This is a genomic window from Corynebacterium sp. NML140438, assembly GCF_001875725.1.
In the GTDB taxonomy this organism is placed as follows: domain Bacteria; phylum Actinomycetota; class Actinomycetes; order Mycobacteriales; family Mycobacteriaceae; genus Corynebacterium.
Window position 1 is genome coordinate 1 of record NZ_MLCQ01000005.1, and the last position, 17174, is coordinate 17174.

Consider the following 17174-nt stretch of genomic DNA (forward strand, 5'->3'; position numbering starts at 1 on the left):
AACAGGACGCCCAGCCCTCTACGACAACGCTATCGACACCGACTACACCCACTCAATCGGCATTCAAAAAGGCCAAATCTAACCCCCGCGACACGCCGAGCCAGACACACATTTTGACCCTTAACCCCATAAAAATCCCCAGCAGTAAAATACTTTTACCACTGGGGATGATAATTTGCGGACATACACATATACAGCATACACCTGTTTGTGAGTGCTGTTTTTGGGGATATGTCAAAATTGATAAGGCAAAAGTATTCTTAAATTGGGTACAAAAAACTAAGCCCCTACAAAAGGGACTATCATAATCCTTTGTTCCCACTATTTGATTATAGTTTTATTTAAGAATACCTTGCCGCATATTTTTTACTCCTTTTCTGGAATTGAATTATTATATCACATCAGTTTTAGGAAAACAAGTATCTAAAAGAAATTTTTCTTCCCCTTATATGTAACAATCATACCGGCTTCCTAACGTTCAGAATGGTTTCTACTGTCTGCTGCGGTGTTTGGTTGGAATTGTCCAGCCAAAAGCCGATCCGTGGTGTTGTCTGCATTTTACTAAATACAAATTCAATGTATACAGAAAGAAATATATAAGGAGTGGGAGGGATTCCGCCGTAGTCGGCATTGTAGGAAAATCCAAAAGTTTAGATTTTCTCAAAATGCTTATCTTTTGGTCTTTGGTTCGGAATAGTGTAGTGCTGGCGGTCTATCTATTGTTTTCGGTTGCTTGCTTCTTTACCGTACATGAGCATTCAGTGTTGGGGATAAACACGACTGCCGCAGCATCCGGCATGACCAACTCACTATCGGAAAGCGTGGCACCGGGTGCAAGGGTGACAGTCGGCAACGCCAGCACATCGCGTGCAGAAAGCATGCTTGCACGCCGACGTTTACGAGTCCTGCCGGGGTCGGGGTTGGTGTTGTAATCGGCCCAATCCTTCTCTGGTGGCTTGGGGATCAGCGGGGGAATATCGTGTGGGGACATGGGTGCGGACCTCCTTCGGGTTCTGGCCCACAACCAGCCTGCCACCTAGGGTCAGTGAGGGAATTTGGTGCACAGCACCTCCTACAACGTGAGCCGCCCGGAGAGCGCGCGGGAGAGGGTGAGCTCGTCGACGAACTCGAGGTCGCCGCCGAGCGGCATGCCGGAGGCCAGGCGGGAGACGGTCAGATCTGGGAAGTCCTTGAGCAGGCGGGCCAGGTAGGAGGCGGTGGCTTCGCCTTCGGTGTCGGGGTCGGTGGCGAGGATGACTTCGGTGATTTGGGGGGCGTCGTCGCCGTCGAGGTCGGGAAGGACGCCGCCGATGCGCTTCAGCAGGGGCGTGACGGCGAGGTCCTTGGGGCCCACGTTCGCGAGTGGGTCGAGTGCCCCGCCGAGGACGTGGTAGCGGCCGTTGAACTCGCCGGTCCGCTCGATGACCTGGATGTCTTTGGCGTCTTCGACGACGCAGATGAGGTCCTTTTTGCGGCCGGAGTCGGCGCAGATGCGGCAGACCGCTTCGCGGGAGACGTTGTTGCAGATGCGGCAGAACGTCACGCCGTCGCGGACGCCGGCGAGGGCGGCGCGCAGACGGTCGATATCTTCGGGCTCGGTTTGGAGGAGGTGGAAGGCGATCCGTTGCGCGGACTTGGGTCCGACGCCGGGGAGGCGCGAGAGCTCGTCGATAAGGTCTTGGAGCGGTCCTTCGAACATGGGGGTCCTTTACAACACAAAACGCCTGGCGAAGTGCCAGGCGTTCAAGCGGGTGGTTTTAGATGATGCCGCCGAACGGAATCTCACCAGGTGCAGGCTGGCCCTGTGGCTCCTGTGGCATTGCGCCGCCGGTCAGTGGGCCGATCTTTTCCTGTGCCAGCTCGCCGGCCTTGTTGTGGGCGTCGCGGTATGCGGCGAGGATGAGGTCCTGTAGCGTCTCGACGTCGTCGGCGTCGACAGCTTCAGGCTTGATCTGCAGGTCGGTGATCTCTGCGCCACCGGTCATGACGACGGTGACCAGGCCGCCGCCAGCGGTGCCGGTGACGGTGGTGCTGAGCAGCTCCTGCTGTGCCTGCTGCAGCGCCTGCTGCACCTCGGCTGCCTGGCGGATGAGTTCCTGCATGTCCTGAGGCATATTTGGCTGGGTCATGGTGTGTAACACCCTTTCGTGTCGGTGATTTTGTCTAATTTGTCCACCAGTGTACCCGGTGGTCCCTGAATGCTTACAAGGGCTTGGCTCCAAGTTCGCTGGCAAGCAGGTCCATGGCGACTTCGGTGGCGTCGCGACGGTCGAAGGTCGCCGATTCGGCCTGGGCTTGGTCTACCATGTCGCGTTCTTCGTCCTCTTGGCTGTAGGGTTCGGGTGGCGGCGGTGGTGGCTCCCATCCGGCGTCGTCGTGGGGCGGTTCGGGTGGCGGCGGGACTTCCTCGCGCTCGCGGCGCTCCTGTTGCGCGCTGCGCTGCCCGGCGGCCTTCGCTATTGATCGCCAGTCAGTGGGCTGCTGCGCTGCGGGTTTTGGGGTTGCTTCACTTTTCGACGCCCCCTTCGCCCCCTTCGTGCCCACCACGCAGCGCACGGCGACCTTGGTGCCGAGCTCTTCGGAGAACACCGCGACGATGTCAGCGTTGTTGTTGTCGGCGTTGAGGCGCTCTGCGAGGGCGCCCGTGTTGTGCCCGATGACCAGTGTGGGCTGGCCGTCTTCGTTGTCGAGGGAGAGCGGTTTGGCCTCGGCGAGCATGATTTCGGCGACCTGGTTCCGTTTGCCCACGGCTTGACGCAGCTTCATCCAGTCGCGCTGCACGCGCTCGAGGACGTCCTCCGCGGGCGCTGGTGTTGGCTCCGGCTCCGGCTTCGGTGCCGGGGTGGGCTCCGGCTTCGGTGGCGTTGCGGGTTCCGCCGGCGGTTGCGGAACGGGCTTCGGCTCGGGCTTGGGTTCAGGATTGGGTGCAGGAGCAGGCGCGGGCGCAGGTTTCGGCGCGCTCTGCGCCTTGCGGCGCTCCGCGATCCTGGCCGCCGCAGCCGCTGCGGCCGCGGCTCCCCCACCCTGCGAAGGAGCCTGCGACGCTGCCGGGACCGGTGCCGCCTGAGCAGGAGCCTGGGCAGCAGGCGCCGGTGCGGGCGCAGCAGCGGAGACCGCCGGGCGGTCTCCCATCGTGAGCAGGTGCGCCATCATCACTTCCAGCAGCAGGCGCGGGGACGTCGCGCCGCGGAGGTCCGCGATCCGGTCGTTGACCTCGGTCGCGAGCGCCGCCAGCCTGGACGGGTGGAACTGTTGCGCTTGGGCGCGGAGGATTTCGGCGCGGTCGACGGGGGCGTCGACAAGCCCTTCGCCGAAGGCATCCGGCACGGTGACGATGAGCAGCAGGTCGCGCAGCCGGTCCAGCAGGTCGAGGGCGAAGCGCCGCGGCTCGTGACCGGACTCAATCACCTTGTCGATGGTGTGGAACATCGCCGCGGCGTCCTTGGTGGCGAGTGAGTCGACGGCGGCGTCGAGAAGCGTGAGGTCCGTGACCCCAAGCAGCGGCAGCGCCATCTCGTAGGTCAAGCCGTCCGGGCCGGCGCCCGCCAGCAGCTGGTCCAACACCGACAGTGTGTCGCGCGGCGAACCGCCTCCAGCGCGGATGACCAGCGGGTACACGTTCTCGTCGACGTACGCCCCCTCCTCCGCCACAATGTTTTCCAGCAGGTGGCGCATCGCCTGCGGGGTCAGCAGACGGAACGGGTAATTGTGGGTACGCGAACGGATCGTGCCAAGAATCTTTTCCGGCTCCGTCGTCGCAAAGATGAAAATGAGGTGCTCTGGCGGCTCCTCCACAATCTTCAGCAAGGCGTTGTTGCCGGAGGGCGAGATCATGTGCGCCTCGTCGATGATGAAGACGCGGTAGCGGGACTCCGCAGGCGCGAACATGGCGCGTTCGCGCAGCTCACGCATGTCGTCGACACCGCCGTGGGAGGCGGCGTCCAGCTCCATCACGTCCAGGTTCCCGGTGCCACCCGGCGCCAGCGACACACAGGACGCGCACTTGCCGCACGGAGTGGACGTCGGCCCCTCAACACAGTTCAACGAGCGCGCCAGAATGCGCGCCGAGGACGTCTTGCCGCACCCCCGCGGCCCCGAAAACAGGTACGCATGGCTGATGCGCCCGTTGTCGAGAGCGTTCGATAACGGCACAGTCACCTGGTCTTGCCCAACCAGCTCACCAAACGTTGCAGGACGATATTTCCGGTACAGAGCCACGGCGCCAAGTGTAGACGATCAGCCCTCTTCCCGGCGCCAATCTTTCACATCCACGCCACGCCTGCGCAGACGCCGCTCCAGCACCGGATAGCCCTGCTCCGAAGCGATCCCGAACTCCTCATCCGTCAGCGCGATCAGCTCCAGAAGCAGCGTGATCCGGCCCGGCTCACGCACCAACGGTGTGCCCTGCACAAACACCTCCGGCTCCCGCAACAGCCCATGCCGCACGGTGCCCGGCGCGTCGGCCAGCAACCCCTCGAGCAGCACACCCGGCTGGCCCGGCACGCCGAGTCGCTCAAGCTCGCGGGTCGCGTCTACAACGGCCTGAGCAAGCACCTGCTTGTCGACGTCCCCCACCGCCATCACCTCGCACACCACCTGGGTGGCGTCATCGTCCGCCAACACCAGGCCTAAATCGGTGCCGCTGAACCCGGCGGTAACCGCCACGTTCGCACCGTTCAGTTCCGCGGTGGCGGCGGCGCGGGCGTCGACAAGCGAAAGCTGCATCCCCGGAAACACCGAGGCCAGCCAGGCGGCGAGCTCGTCGCCCGTCATGCGCCGAGCTTCTCCACCGCCGCCAGCAGCACGCACGTGGCCACGCCGTCCATCGCCTTCGTGACCTCCTCAAGCGGCGGCAGCGACGGCGCCAAACGAATATTGCGGTCGTTCGGGTCCTGCCCCTTCGGGAACGCCGAACCCGCCTTCGTCAGGCTGATGCCGGCCTGCTTCGCCAGCTCCCACACGCGAGTCGCAGTCCCATCCATCACGTCCAAGGAGATGAAGTAGCCGCCCTTCGGCGTCGACCAAGACGCCACGCCTGTGCCCCCAAGCCGGTTCTCCAGCACGCCGAGCACCGCCTCGAACTTCGGCGCCAGCGACTCCGCATGCTTCCGCATAATCTCCCGCAGCCCATTCGCGTCCTTGAAGTACATCGCGTGCGCCAACTGGTTCACCTTATTCGGGCCGATACCACGCACATTCGCGATCGACTCGTACCACTCCAGGTTCTCCTGCGACGAAGCAAAGAACGCCACACCCGAACCCGCGTGCGTAATCTTCGACGTCGACGACATGTACCAGAAACGATTCGGGTGCCCCGCCTTCGCCGACACCTCCAGCACATCCACGTTCACCGGGAACGTATCTGTCAGCGTGTGCACCGCGTACGCGTTATCCCACACGATGCGGAAGTCCGGCGCGGCCGTTTCCATCGCCGCCAAACGCTCGATGGTCGCCTGGGAATACACCGCGCCCGTCGGGTTGGAAAACACCGGCACACACCACATGCCCTTGACCGCCGGGTCCTTCACCAGCTCCTCGACGACGTCCATGTCGGGGCCGTCCTCCAGCAGCGGGACCGTGATCATTTCGAAGCCGAAGCGCTCCGTAATCGTGAAGTGGCGGTCGTAGCCGGGCACCGGGCACAGCCACTTAATCGCGTGCTCGCGTTGCTCGTCCGCCCACGGCCGCGGCGAATCATTCGTCCCAAACGTATACGCCCAAGACACCAGGTCAAACATAATATTTAACGACGACGCATCCCCCGCCACCAACAGGTTCGGATCAACGCCGAGCACCTCAGCCCACAACTCGCGCAACTGCAAAATGCCAGTCAGACCGCCGTAATTGCGCACGTCCACGCCAGATGCGTCACGGTGGTTGCCCACACCCGGCAGCGCTAACAGCTCGTCCGCCAAGTCCAGCTGACGCGCCGACGGCTTCCCCCTCGTGAGATCCAACGCCAGGTTGGTCTCTTCCAGCTGCTTGTACTGCTCACGCAACTCAGCAGCCAGACTTGCGAGCTGCTCAGCGTCCAATTCTTTCAACGGGGTGTTCAATGTCGTGGTGTCCTATCCTGGTACCGAGTCCTATCTACTAACGACCCATCATCGTACTAGCGACACCCCGCCCCGCGCGACGGTTTTACCCCGATTTTCCCCTGTTTTACCCCAATAAAAAGGGGACCTCACGCACCTGCCAGCGCCCGCTTACCCTTGCTGCGTTCCCGCCCTGGGGGAGTTCACGAGATGAGCACCGCGTGAGATCCTGCAGAACACTCTAGCCTGAAGCCGTAGACGTTGCAAAACATTTATTACGCTGGCGTTTTGTAGGAACCTGGGGGGATAGGTTAAAGTAATCCCTCGACGCATGATGTGTCGCAACTAGGAGGATTCGACTAGCGGCCTATGTCACACGCCTGGAACGCGTGCGGGTTTCACGACCCTCGTGGGTTCAAATCCCACATCCTCCGCGCCTTTCGACAGCGCACCCAGTGAAAGTTTTCACTGGGTGCGCTGTTTTCGTGTTCGAGTGTGGTTTGCTGCGCACCACATTCCCTGTTTTCCCTTAGTGCCAGAGTCGCGCCCGAGCGTTTCCCCAGCTTGCGCCCGCCGCGTGAGGGAATTAGGTGCACTACCCATCGTCCGAGTGACAAAAGACGCACCCCCTTTTTTGCGACCAGGGCTTTTACCCCCTCCCCCGACAAGACTGCGTCCTTTGTCACTCACACAGAGCGTTCGGACACTCGCCAAGACATTTCCCCAGGTCACGCTCGCTTCGTGAGGGAATTTGGTGCGCGGGTCCCGCACGTGCAAAACCCCGCGACCCAACTCGCAGGTCGCGGGGTTTAGCCGGAGACTAAGGGACGCTACTTCTCCTTAGGCGTGGCCGTTGTCGAAGGCTTCCGGCCGAGGAAATCGCCGAGCGAGGAGCCCTCGTTGGAGCTCTGCTGGATCTTGTTGGCTGCGCCGTTCTCGCCTGGGGCACACAGGGAGAACAGGCCTGCCAGGGCACCGATTCCGAGCGTGACTGCCGCGATGGCGCCGAGAGCTTCGGTGGCCTGCGGACCAAACTTGGCGTTCAGGCGTGCGGCTTCGATGTCGAGCTGCTTCAGGAAGTCAGGTCGGTTGTCGCCGAAGTTACCGAACGGGTTCGGGATGTTCATCTGCTCGGAGACGCGGCGTGCGGAGGCGCTGATCTCTGGGCCCATTACGGCGATGAGCGGTGCGCCAACTGCGACTGCCAGCCCGAGCGGGATGAGCCACAGGAGTGGCCCGCCGTGGGAGGACATGTCGGCGAAGCAGCGCTGCAGCTCGTCGGCCGAGCTCTTGCCTGGGGTCTTCGGCTGTTCCTTGTCGCCTTGAACTACGACGTGGACGGTGACGTCGCCGTCGCGGCCTGGGATCTTGATGTCGAAGCCCTTGGAGTCCGGGGTGCGCTCAGCTGGCGGGACGATGATGATCTTGTCGCCTTCGCGCTTGGCGGTCCACCCCTCTGGCAGCTTCAGGTTGCCGATGTTGGCGCCTGGCACGTTGATCACGATGTTTTGCGTGCCTGGGGTAACAACAATCTTCTCCGTGGAGCCTGGCTTAGGTGTGACTTCGATTGTCGGAGGGGTGTTGCCGGCGGAGGTCGACGGGGTGTCGCCGGTGACGGTAACGACGGCCGGGCGGGTGACGGTCTTGCCACCCGGGTAGGTGATCTCTACCGGGACGACGACCTGGTCGCCTGGCTTAGCGTTGGTAGGTGGCGTGACGGAGACGGAACCGTCGCCGTTCACGTTGACGTCCCAGCCGTCTGGCGCCTTCCAGCCGTCGACGATCTTGAAGGTCGCGCCGTCTGGCTTGGTGCTCGGAGGCACGACGACGGTGACGCCGCCCTTGGTGCGGCCCGGGTTGTAGTCGACTGGTGGCTGGCCTTCGGGGGTGTCGGCGTCGTCAACAACGAGGATGGTTGCTGGGCGCGTGACTTTCTGGCCGCCTGGGTAGGTGATGTCGACTGGGACGATGGTGTAGTCGCCGGACTTGGCGTCGGCAGGTGGGGTGGCGGTGACGCCGCCGTCCTCGCCGACGGTGACCTTCCAGCCCTTCGGCGCCTTGTATTCAGGCGAAATGACGAAGGTGGTGCCGCCCGGCGCGCGTGGTGTCGGGTTGACGGTGACGGTCTGGTTCGGCTTGGTCTGCTTCGGGGTGTAGTTCTGGTCCGGGGCAGACGGGGTTGCCGGCTTCGGGTCGACTGGTGCGGCTGGGTCGTCGACGACGGTCACGACGATTGGGCGCGTGATGGTGTTTCCGTTCGGGTCGGTGACCTGCACGTTGATGACGCCGAAGTCGCCCGGTTTCGCGTTCGCTGGTGGCGTGACGTGTGCGACACCGGTGTTTTTGTCGATGTTGACGGTCCAGCCTTCAGGGATGTCCTTCTGCTCGACGACATAGGTGGAGCCCTCGGTGCCGCCCTTCGGGGTGACGACTACGACGGTGCCCGGGTTGGTCGGCTTCGGTGGGAACTGGACGTCGTTGGTGCCCTTGGGGGCGTCGTCGACAACGACGACGACTGCCGGGCGGGTGATCGAGGAGCCGTCAGGGTAGGTGATCTGGACGGGGACTACGATGCGGTCGCCTGGTTTGGCGTCGGCGGGCGGGGTGGCGGTGACGGAGCCGTCCTTCCCGACGCTGGCCTTCCAGCCCTTCGGCGCCTTGTAGGCATCGTGGATGGAGAACTTGGTGCCCTTCGGCGCTTCCGCGCTGAACTCAGGGGCGGGGACCGTGACCTCGACGTTTGGGCGGGTGGTTTCCGCCAGGTAGTAGGCGTCTGGGTTCTGCGCGTGCGGCGGCGCGCTGACGATGACGGTGCCCGGCACGACCTTGGTGGAGCCGTCCGGGAAGATCACCTCGACGTTGATGGTCTTGGTTTCTCCGTCGCGGGCGTTGGCAGGAGGCGTAGCGGTGATCTCGCCCGTTCGCTTATCGACGCCCACTTTCCAGTCGCCGAGCTGTTGATCTCGGGCGATCTTGAACGTTGTCCCGCTAGGCAGCTCTGGGTCGCGGACCTGCGGCAGGGTGACCGTGACGGTTGGGCGGGTGATCACGACGTCGTAGCCAGGGTTGTGGCCCTGCGACAGGGTTGTGTCAACACCGACGACAGACGTCAGCACGTCATGGGAACCGTCAGGGTAGCTGGCCTCAACCTGCACGGTCACAGTGTCTTCGAGGCGCGCGTTGATCGGCGCGGTCACCTTGAGCGCGTTGCTGCCCTTCTCGAGGACGACGCCCCATTGGCGGTCTTCGCTGCTAGGGGTGGCGCCGATGACCTTGAAGGTGGTGCCGTCGGGGTATGCCGGATCGCCTGGCTTCAGCGGGACGGTTGCGGTCTTGCCTGGGGAGGTCTTCTTGTCGCCGTAGCTTGGTGCCCACTGCTTCGTCTTGAGCTGGAACGTCTCGCCAATCTTGGCGTTGTCCTTGTACTTCTGCAGGTTGATCTCGTCGTGGCCGTCGCGAGGGGTGGCGTACACCTCCACCTGGAGAGTTTCCGGCTTCTCGTTGTCGAGCTCGCCTGTCCCACCGACAGGCAGGGTGACGTAGACGCGACCATCCTTGTCGACGCGCGCATTCGCGCCCTCGACAACCTTGCCGTTGCGCTTCACGACGGCAATCGCACGACCGTAATCGGCCTCAGAACCGTTGCTGACCTGGATGTTCGTTGCGAACTCTTTGCCCGTAGCGGTCACTACCGGCACCTCGTCCTGGGCCGCCTGCAGCGGGTAGCACTGCGCGTTCTCAGCCGGCACTGGCAGCAGGTCAACCTCGGCGATGTTGCGGGCCTCGAAGCCCAGGCGGTTCGGGAAGTTCTTGTAGCCGGTCCCCACGCTTCGGGCGACCCACGCGAAGGTCCGCGTTTCGCCGTCAACGATGCTCTTGGCGCCTTTGAGGTCGACCTTCGCAGAGACCTCCGGGGTGCGGCTCGACAGGCTCAGCTCCGCCTGGTCGACGAGAGCGCTTCCAGTCACCTCAAGGTCCATATTGGTCGTGCTATCTTCGCCGGTGCGCCCCGCGCCCGGGATCGTCTCCCCAACTGGAACCGCTGACAGCGTGAAGGTCTCATCGAACTCAGCAAAACGGGTCTGGTTCATGCGCAGCTCGGAAATCATCTTGTCCACCGCATGTTCGCCATCGCCGTGGAGGCTGACCCAGTAGTACACCTCGATCTGGCCCTGGTCATTCACGACAGCGCGGGTACCCGTCTCAAACGAGCCCTCGTTCGGCGTAGTCACGGCACCAACGCGCTGGTGCGGGAACAAGGTGTTCGCACTCAGTACGTCGTGGCACCGGTTGTCCTCGACGCTCTGTGCGCTCGCCTGCGGCGCTACGAGCGCGGATGCCCCAAGTGCCAGCGCCACCACCGTGGCCGACATTCTACGATTTCGCATTTTCTGAAACTCTCCTCAAAGGCAACTGTGTGTTATTTAAGCTATCCATTTATCATGACCCGTTTTTGAGAAGTTTCAAGTGCTTTTGACAGTGAATTTTCAGTAGACGCCAGGACCTGCTCAGTTGTCATTAAAATATTTGCGACGCACCCACGATATTCGACCTGCGGTTACCCCCGCGCGGGTGTATTTGTCCAGACGAATGGATCCCCAGAAAGTCTTTCAGGGTCGAAGCGCGCAAGGATCTCCTGCACAGTCCTGGCACCCGCGCACCCGACCGACTCCGCCAGCGCCCGCACCACGCCATCCACCCCAACCTGCTTCGACATCTCCGCGAACTTCACCGCCCCATCACGCTTCGCCAGCCGCTTCCCCTCCGCGTTGAGCACCAGCGGCACGTGCACATACTCCGGCTCCTGCCCACCCAACAGGTGCGTCATGTACGCCTGCGCCGGCGCTGACATCAACAGGTCATCCCCGCGAACCACCTGGTCAACCCCCTGATCCACGTCGTCGACGACCACCGCCAAGTTATACGCCCAATCCCCCGCCTGCGCCTGCGCAAGGTTTCCGCCCCGGCGCACCACCACGTCATCGACAGGCCCGGTCACCTCCCCGGCAAAGAAGTCCCGGACCGTCCACTCCCTCACATCAGCACGCAGGCGGAGGGCAGGCATGCGGCCCTGTTGCGAAAGCTGGTGGCGTCGAAAAGCTCGCTGCTCCTCGCTCAAGTCCCTGCATGTACCTGGGTACAGCCCAGGCTGCGCGTGCGGCGCACTTGCCGCCTCCCGAATCTCCCGACGCGTGCAATAACACTCATACACCGGCAGCTGCGACAACGCCGCCTCATACAGCGCCGAACGCTGCGACTGCCACACCACCGGCGGATCAAAATCAAGCCCCAGCGCCAGCAAGTCCCCTATTTGACGACGCCCCGCCTCCTCCGACGAACGCTCCGAATCAACATCTTCCACCCGCAACCAAAAACGCCGCCCGCTCTGACGCGCGAACAACCACGCCAACAGCGCCGTCCGCAAATTGCCGAAATGAAGATCCCCACTCGGGGAAGGTGCATACCGTCCAGCATTCATGTGTATAGGATATGTAGCCGTGACAAACCAAGAAACTTTTGCGCGATCGCTTTACCCTGTACTGGTATCTGTGTTCTGCGCCGTCTTCCTCATTTCCAACATCACAGCACAGAAGGGAGTCGCCCTCGGACCATTCATCACCGACGGCGCCTTCTTCCTCTTCCCACTTGCATACGTCCTCGGCGACGTACTCGCCGAAGTCTACGGGTTCAAAGCCGCCCGCCGGGCGATCTTCACCGGGTTCGGCATCGCCATCCTGGCCGTCGTGTCCTTCTACATCGCCATCTGGCTCCCCGGCGCCGACTTCTACGACATGCAAGAACCCTTCTCGACGATCCTCGGCCTCATGCCGCGCATCGTCATGGCATCCCTGGCAGGCTACATCGCAGGCCAGCTGCTCAACGCGTGGGTGTTGCAGAAAATGAAAGACCGGTTCGGACACGAGCGCCTGTGGGCACGCCTCATCGGCTCCACCATCGTCGGCGAGTTCGCCGATACCCTCCTGTTCTGCGCCATCGCAGCGGCGGTCATCGGCATCGAAACGCCGGGGCAGTTCATCAACTACGTCGTCGTCGGCTTCCTGTGGAAGACCCTGCTCGAAGTCGTTCTCCTCCCAATCACCTACCCGACCATCGCGTGGGTGCGCCGCCGCGAGCAAGAACTACATACAGAGCTGCGAAGCTAACGCCCAGAGCCAGCGCTAGGAGCTGGCTCGAACACCAATCTGAGATCAAGGGCAGCAAGCACTTTAAGCAAAGTATCAACAGTCGGGTTACCAAGCCCGTTCTCAATGCGGCTCAACTCGGCTTGCTGGATCCCTGCGGAGTCTGCAACCTCTTGTTGCGTTGCGCCGCATTCTTTCCTCGCCGTCATCAGGGCAGCACCCACTGCCCTTCGGTCTGCAATCTCGGACGTAAACGCACGAGCAGCAGCATCTCGCACGATCTCAGCAGCTGGTGAAGCTGATTCCCGATATGGCTTTACGAATTCTTCAAATGCGGTAGTCCCCATTCCTACACCTTTCATCCGCTGATTCAATACCCTTGATCTTATGTGCTAGAACACATGAGATCAAGAGGGTTGGTCACGCTTCCACTGTTCCAGCGCAGCCCTTGCAGCTCGAATCTCCTTCTGTTCTTGCTTGCTACTTGGCGCACGCAGTTTGTTGTACCCACCCAGCAACAGAACGATCTTGTCGCCGTGAAAAGTGCAGTAGACACGGATCAATACACGTTTCTTCCACCAACGTTTTGGCACCCGATCAGCCGCTCCCGAAGGCCCATGCTCGCGAAGAATTGTGTCGATGCTTCTTCTTATTCGAAGTTCAAACAGCCCGCTACCAAGGCTTTTGCCCCATTCGCTTTCACAGATGCGAATCCCCAGCGGCGCTAGAACATACTGGACTGCTGCGTCCGTGACTGCTCGTTCCACTTCATCCAGGCGTTTGTAAAAACGATGAAAGTTTCCACCATCGAAGACCTCGACGCGCCAAAGCTGACCAGACACTGTACCCCCTTTGTCCCCCGAAATGCGCTCTAGCCTAGCGCCTATAAGAGCCTCTAGCCACCCTCACCTACTTCCCCGCGTAGTACCTGCCCATGAACTCATCGCGGAAGGCCTCGTACTCCCCGGCGTCGATGGCGTGGCGGATGTTGTCCACTAGGCGGATCATGAACTCCAGGTTGTGCATGGTGCACAGCGTGCCAGCCAGGAACTCCTTGGCCTTGAGCAGGTGGTGGATGTAGGCGCGCGAGTAGTTCTCGGAGACGTAGCCGCCGAACTCCTCGTCGATGCCGGAGAAGTCCCGCTTGAACCGGGCGTTCATCAAGTTCATGCGCCCGTCCAGCGTATAGACGCCACCACGGCGACCAAGACGCGTCGGCGCGACGCAGTCGAACGTGTCGGCACCGGCTTCGACGGCAGTGAAGATGTCGTCAGGCTCCGAGATGCCCAGCAGGTGGCGTGGCTTGTCTACCGGCAGCTCGTCGGTGACCCAGCCGACGATGGTGCCCAGGTTCTCCTTCTCCAGGGCGCCGCCGATGCCGAAGCCGCCGAAGCCACGGCGGCCGGCTTCGCGCGCTTCGCGGTCGAGGTCGAGCAGTCCGCGGGTGGCGTGGCGTCGTAAATCTTCGTACTGGGCGCCCTGCACCACGCCCCACAGTGACTGCTTCGGGCGGTGCGTGCGCTCCTCGGTCAGGCGGTGGTGCTCGTCGAGGCAGCGCTTCGCCCAGCGGTGGGTGCGTTCCACGGAACGTTCCTGGTAGTCGCGGGTGTCCACGAGGGTGGTGAGCTCGTCGAAGGCGAACATGATGTCGGCGCCGAGCTGATGCTGGATCTGCATGCTCACTTCGGGGGTGAAGCGGTGCTTGGAGCCGTCGATGACGGATTTGAAGTCGACGCCGTCTTCGTCGACCATCGCCATGCGCTTGCGTTTCTCGGCGCGGATGTCCTTCTCCGTCAGCCCAGCCGTGTCCATCGCGAGAACCTTCTTGAAGCCGACGCCCAGGCTCATCACCTGGAAGCCGCCCGAGTCCGTGTAGGTCGGGCCGTCCCAGTTCTCGAAGGCAGCGACGCCCCCGGCCTCATCGACGATGTCGGGTCCCGGCTGCAGGTACAGGTGGTAGGCGTTCGACAGGATCGCCTGCGCCCCAGTCTGGTGGATCTGCTCCGGAGTGAGCGTTTTCACCGTGGCTTTCGTAGCCACCGGGATGAACGCCGGGGTCTGGATCGGGCCGTGCGGCGTATGGATCACACCCGTGCGCCCATGCTTGCCCGGCGCGTCATACAGGGTGGTTGTCAGGTCGAAAGAAAGGTCGTCGGTCATGCGTGCTCCTGTGATTCGGGGTGGAATTCGGCCTCGAGTGCGGTGCCTTCCACGTCAACTTCCGGCAGCACCTTGTCCAACCACTTCGGCATCCACCAGGTGGAACGGCCCAGGATGAACATCGTAGCGGGGACGAGCGCCATGCGGACGAAGAAGGCGTCGAAAAATACGGCGACGCCGAGCGTAAAGCCGAAGATCTGCACGAACGGCAACGGCTGATCGATGAACGCCACGAACACCGCAATCATAATGATCGCCGCGGCCGTGACCACGCGGGCGCCCTGCACGAAGCCCTCAACGGTGGACTCGCGCACCGCCTTGATTTCCGCTTCAGGGTCGCCGGCGCGGCGCAGCTTCAGGTAACGCTCGCGGATGCGGGTCACCAAGAAGACCTGGTAGTCCATGGCCAGGCCGAAGGTGACGCCGATCAGGAAGATTGGCATGAACGACAGGATCGGGCCCGGAGTGTTGACCAAGCCACCCCAGCCAAGCTGGAACATGCCCACCGTCATACCGAACGCCGCACCCACCGACAACAGGAACCCAAGACCCGCCACGACCGGCACCAAAATGGAGCGGAACACCAGGATCAGCAACACAATCGCCAGCCCGACCACAATCGCCAGGTAGAGCGGCATCGCCGCCTCAAGCTCCTCGGTAATGTCCATCTGCACAGCGGTAAGGCCCGTCAAACCTATCGACGTCCCCGTCGCATCCTCCACCTGCACATTATTCGCGCGCAGCGCATGCGCCACCTCCAGCGTGTACTCCTCCTCCGGGCCGCCCTTCGGGGTGGCCAGAATCCGAGCCGCCGTCAAATCCTCATTCGCGCCGATGAGCTGGGCGTGCTCAATACCGTTGACGCTGTTGGCCTCCTGCACCGCATACATAAACGACGCCAGCGCCGCCTTCTGCGCGCGCCCGCCGGCCTCGTCCGGCATCATCGCCATGTACGGCTGCAGCATCTCCGCGTCGGGGTTGACGGAGGTGGCGTCGACAACCAGCAGGAACGGGGCGTTCACCCCAGGGCCGAAGCCGTCTGCCATCAGATCCGCCGACTTGCGCTGCGTCGTGTCCAGGTTCGACGTCGTATCCGACGGCAACGCCATCTCCAACTGCAGCAGCGGCGCCGACATCGCACCCAACCCCAGCACGACGACCGTCATCACCATCACCGGGAACCTGCGCACCACGTTCACCCAGGAACGCCCCACCGACTTGGCCGCCAAGTCACGGCCTTCACGCTTGCCAGGCCCAGGGTTGCCCGCGAACCACGGCAACTTCCCGCCAAAGGAACGCTCACCCCACACGCCCAACAGCGCCGGGAGCAGCGTCAACGCCACCAGCACCGCAATAAGCACCGTCAGCGCAGCCGCCAAGCCCATCCAGGTCAAAAACTCAATCCCGGCCAGGGACAGCGCTACCAGCGCCGTGAACACCGTCGTCCCCGCGAACACCACCGAAGAACCGGCCGTGCCCACCGCCAGGCCAATCGCCTCCGGCGGGTCCAGCGTCTGACGCTCCTGCCTGTAGCGCGACAGGATGAACAGCGCATAGTCAATACCGACGGCCAGCCCGATCATCACCGCCAGCACCGGCGTGACCTCGTTCAGCTCCACCCAATGCGTCGTGATCAGCACCGCCAGCACACCAATGCCCACCCCAACGACTGCACTCACAATCGGCATTGTCGACGCCACCAAGGACCCAAACGTCACAATCAGCACCACAAACGCCACCGCGAGCCCCACCATTTCCGACGTCGTCTTAATCTGGATCGGATCCCCGAACCCGGCACCACCGGCCTCAACCTGCAGGCCAGCCTCCCGGCCGATCTCCAGCGCCTCATTCACCACGGCGCGCTCTTCCTCCGACACCGACATCGAAGACTCCGCGCCAAACTCGAACGTGGTGTACCCAATCCGGCCATCGTCCGACACCATCCGCAGGTAGTACGCGTCCTGCTTCGCCTGCTCCTCAGGCAGGCCCATCTGCGTCATCTGCCCGACGATCATCTCCCCCAGCTCCCGGTTCACATTCACCGGGTTGCCAAACCTGTCCGTCCCCGTCAGCCCCTCCAGGTGCTCCTCGATGTAGCCGACCGTCGCGTCCATCCCCGCCATGAACTCCGGCTCATCTAATCGACGCCCCTCCGGCGCCGCAAACACCAAATTCACCCCGGGCGCCGTCGCCACGTTCCCTTCACCCGGGAAGTGCCGCTCCATGTCCTCGAGTGCTTCGATGCCGGGCGTCCCCGAGATCGGAAACTCCGACGTAAACGGCTTCATCAGCGAAAACGCCCCCGCCGCCGTGGCGCCGAGCAGCAACAGCCACGCCACGATCACCTTCCACTTATGCAGAAATGACCAGCGCCCAAGCCGAAACAGCATCTTCGCCACGGTGTTTACGTCCTCACTGTCGCTTCTCGATTGTTGGTGCCACCAAGCCGCGGCACGTTACCAGGCCATCTTATAGGCGAACCCTTGCTGGACTCGATTTCCCTTCATACCCAGGTCACCGGTTTGACCAAGCGAAAAAGTTGCCCGCCTTAGACAACCTGGGGAAACGCACCGACCCCACCCCAAATCCGGGAATGTGGTGCACATACAAAGGAGCGAGTGCCAAAAGACGCAACGCAATAATTCTAGCCCTTTTTTGGCCTGCGGGAATACAAATGCTCGTTTTGCGAATTGCGTCCTTTGGCACTCGGGGTTAAGGGTCAAAAAGTGTGTCCGGAATCGCGGATTTTCACGGATTGACCTGTAGGTTTCCGGAAAGTATATGCTCCGGAAGCATATATCTAGCCCCCGACGGGAAATCCTCGGTGTGGCAGCCG

At 62.3% G+C, this 17174-nt stretch carries 13 protein-coding genes, 1 tRNA gene and 1 other RNA gene; 2 read left to right on the forward strand and 13 right to left on the reverse strand.

Translation table 11 applies throughout. The features are described from left to right. Window positions 1-712: 712 nt before the first annotated feature. From BJP08_RS00955 to ffs, 7 genes are all read right to left on the reverse strand, one after another. Window positions 713-991, reverse strand: a complete 279-nt coding sequence (locus BJP08_RS00955) for a hypothetical protein (protein ID WP_005391230.1) — start codon at window positions 989-991, stop codon at window positions 713-715. 81 nt (window positions 992-1072) lie between these two features. Next, on the reverse strand, window positions 1073-1699 hold the full coding sequence (recR, locus tag BJP08_RS00960; RefSeq protein WP_070363279.1) for a recombination mediator RecR: 627 nt from the start codon (window positions 1697-1699) through the stop codon (window positions 1073-1075). A 58-nt stretch (window positions 1700-1757) separates the two neighbouring features. Further along, a complete protein-coding gene (locus tag BJP08_RS00965; RefSeq protein WP_071567822.1) occupies window positions 1758-2129 on the reverse strand; it encodes a YbaB/EbfC family nucleoid-associated protein in 372 nt (123 codons plus the stop codon). A 73-nt stretch (window positions 2130-2202) separates the two neighbouring features. After that, window positions 2203-4218, reverse strand: coding sequence for a DNA polymerase III subunit gamma and tau (locus BJP08_RS00970; RefSeq protein WP_071567824.1), 2016 nt, complete (start codon window positions 4216-4218; stop codon window positions 2203-2205). Between the two features lie 18 nt (window positions 4219-4236). Continuing rightward, complete coding sequence (locus BJP08_RS00975; RefSeq protein ID WP_071567826.1) at window positions 4237-4773, reverse strand: hypothetical protein; 537 nt, start codon at window positions 4771-4773, stop codon at window positions 4237-4239. Beyond that, entirely contained in the window at window positions 4770-6056 is a 1287-nt protein-coding gene (locus BJP08_RS00980) for an aminotransferase class I/II-fold pyridoxal phosphate-dependent enzyme (protein ID WP_255364711.1), read from the reverse strand. Before BJP08_RS00980 ends, BJP08_RS00975 begins: the two co-directional genes overlap by 4 nt. A gap of 114 nt (window positions 6057-6170) precedes the next feature. Beyond that, window positions 6171-6269: signal recognition particle sRNA small type (gene ffs / locus BJP08_RS00985), an RNA gene on the reverse strand. 114 nt (window positions 6270-6383) lie between these two features. Here ffs and BJP08_RS00990 point away from each other — a divergent pair. Further along, a tRNA-Ser gene (locus tag BJP08_RS00990) sits at window positions 6384-6469 on the forward strand. Window positions 6470-6865: 396 nt separating this feature from the next. Here the strand turns inward: BJP08_RS00990 and BJP08_RS00995 are convergent. Both BJP08_RS00995 and gluQRS read right to left on the reverse strand, forming a co-directional pair. Continuing rightward, window positions 6866-10423, reverse strand: coding sequence for a YPDG domain-containing protein (locus BJP08_RS00995; RefSeq protein WP_143109965.1), 3558 nt, complete (start codon window positions 10421-10423; stop codon window positions 6866-6868). Between the two features lie 170 nt (window positions 10424-10593). After that, window positions 10594-11514: a tRNA glutamyl-Q(34) synthetase GluQRS gene (gene gluQRS / locus BJP08_RS01000; RefSeq protein ID WP_071567830.1), complete on the reverse strand. Its 921-nt coding sequence runs from the start codon at window positions 11512-11514 to the stop codon at window positions 10594-10596. Here gluQRS and BJP08_RS01005 point away from each other — a divergent pair. Beyond that, window positions 11513-12199, forward strand: coding sequence for a queuosine precursor transporter (locus BJP08_RS01005; RefSeq protein WP_071567832.1), 687 nt, complete (start codon window positions 11513-11515; stop codon window positions 12197-12199). The genes gluQRS and BJP08_RS01005 overlap by 2 nt on opposite strands. On the opposite strand, the gene BJP08_RS11140 is transcribed toward BJP08_RS01005, so the two are convergent. From BJP08_RS11140 to BJP08_RS01025, 4 genes are all read right to left on the reverse strand, one after another. Further along, on the reverse strand, window positions 12196-12525 hold the full coding sequence (locus BJP08_RS11140) for a helix-turn-helix domain-containing protein (RefSeq protein ID WP_177221693.1): 330 nt from the start codon (window positions 12523-12525) through the stop codon (window positions 12196-12198). The two genes, BJP08_RS01005 and BJP08_RS11140, sit on opposite strands and share 4 nt — an antisense overlap. 60 nt (window positions 12526-12585) lie before the next feature. After that, window positions 12586-13020 (reverse strand): hypothetical protein, encoded by a 435-nt coding sequence (locus BJP08_RS01015; protein WP_071567834.1) that lies wholly within the window; start codon window positions 13018-13020, stop codon window positions 12586-12588. Window positions 13021-13087: 67 nt separating this feature from the next. Beyond that, window positions 13088-14338 (reverse strand): tRNA guanosine(34) transglycosylase Tgt, encoded by a 1251-nt coding sequence (gene tgt / locus BJP08_RS01020; RefSeq protein ID WP_071567836.1) that lies wholly within the window; start codon window positions 14336-14338, stop codon window positions 13088-13090. After that, on the reverse strand, window positions 14335-16737 hold the full coding sequence (locus BJP08_RS01025; RefSeq protein WP_071567838.1) for an MMPL family transporter: 2403 nt from the start codon (window positions 16735-16737) through the stop codon (window positions 14335-14337). Before BJP08_RS01025 ends, tgt begins: the two co-directional genes overlap by 4 nt. Between the last annotated feature and the right edge of the window lie 437 nt (window positions 16738-17174).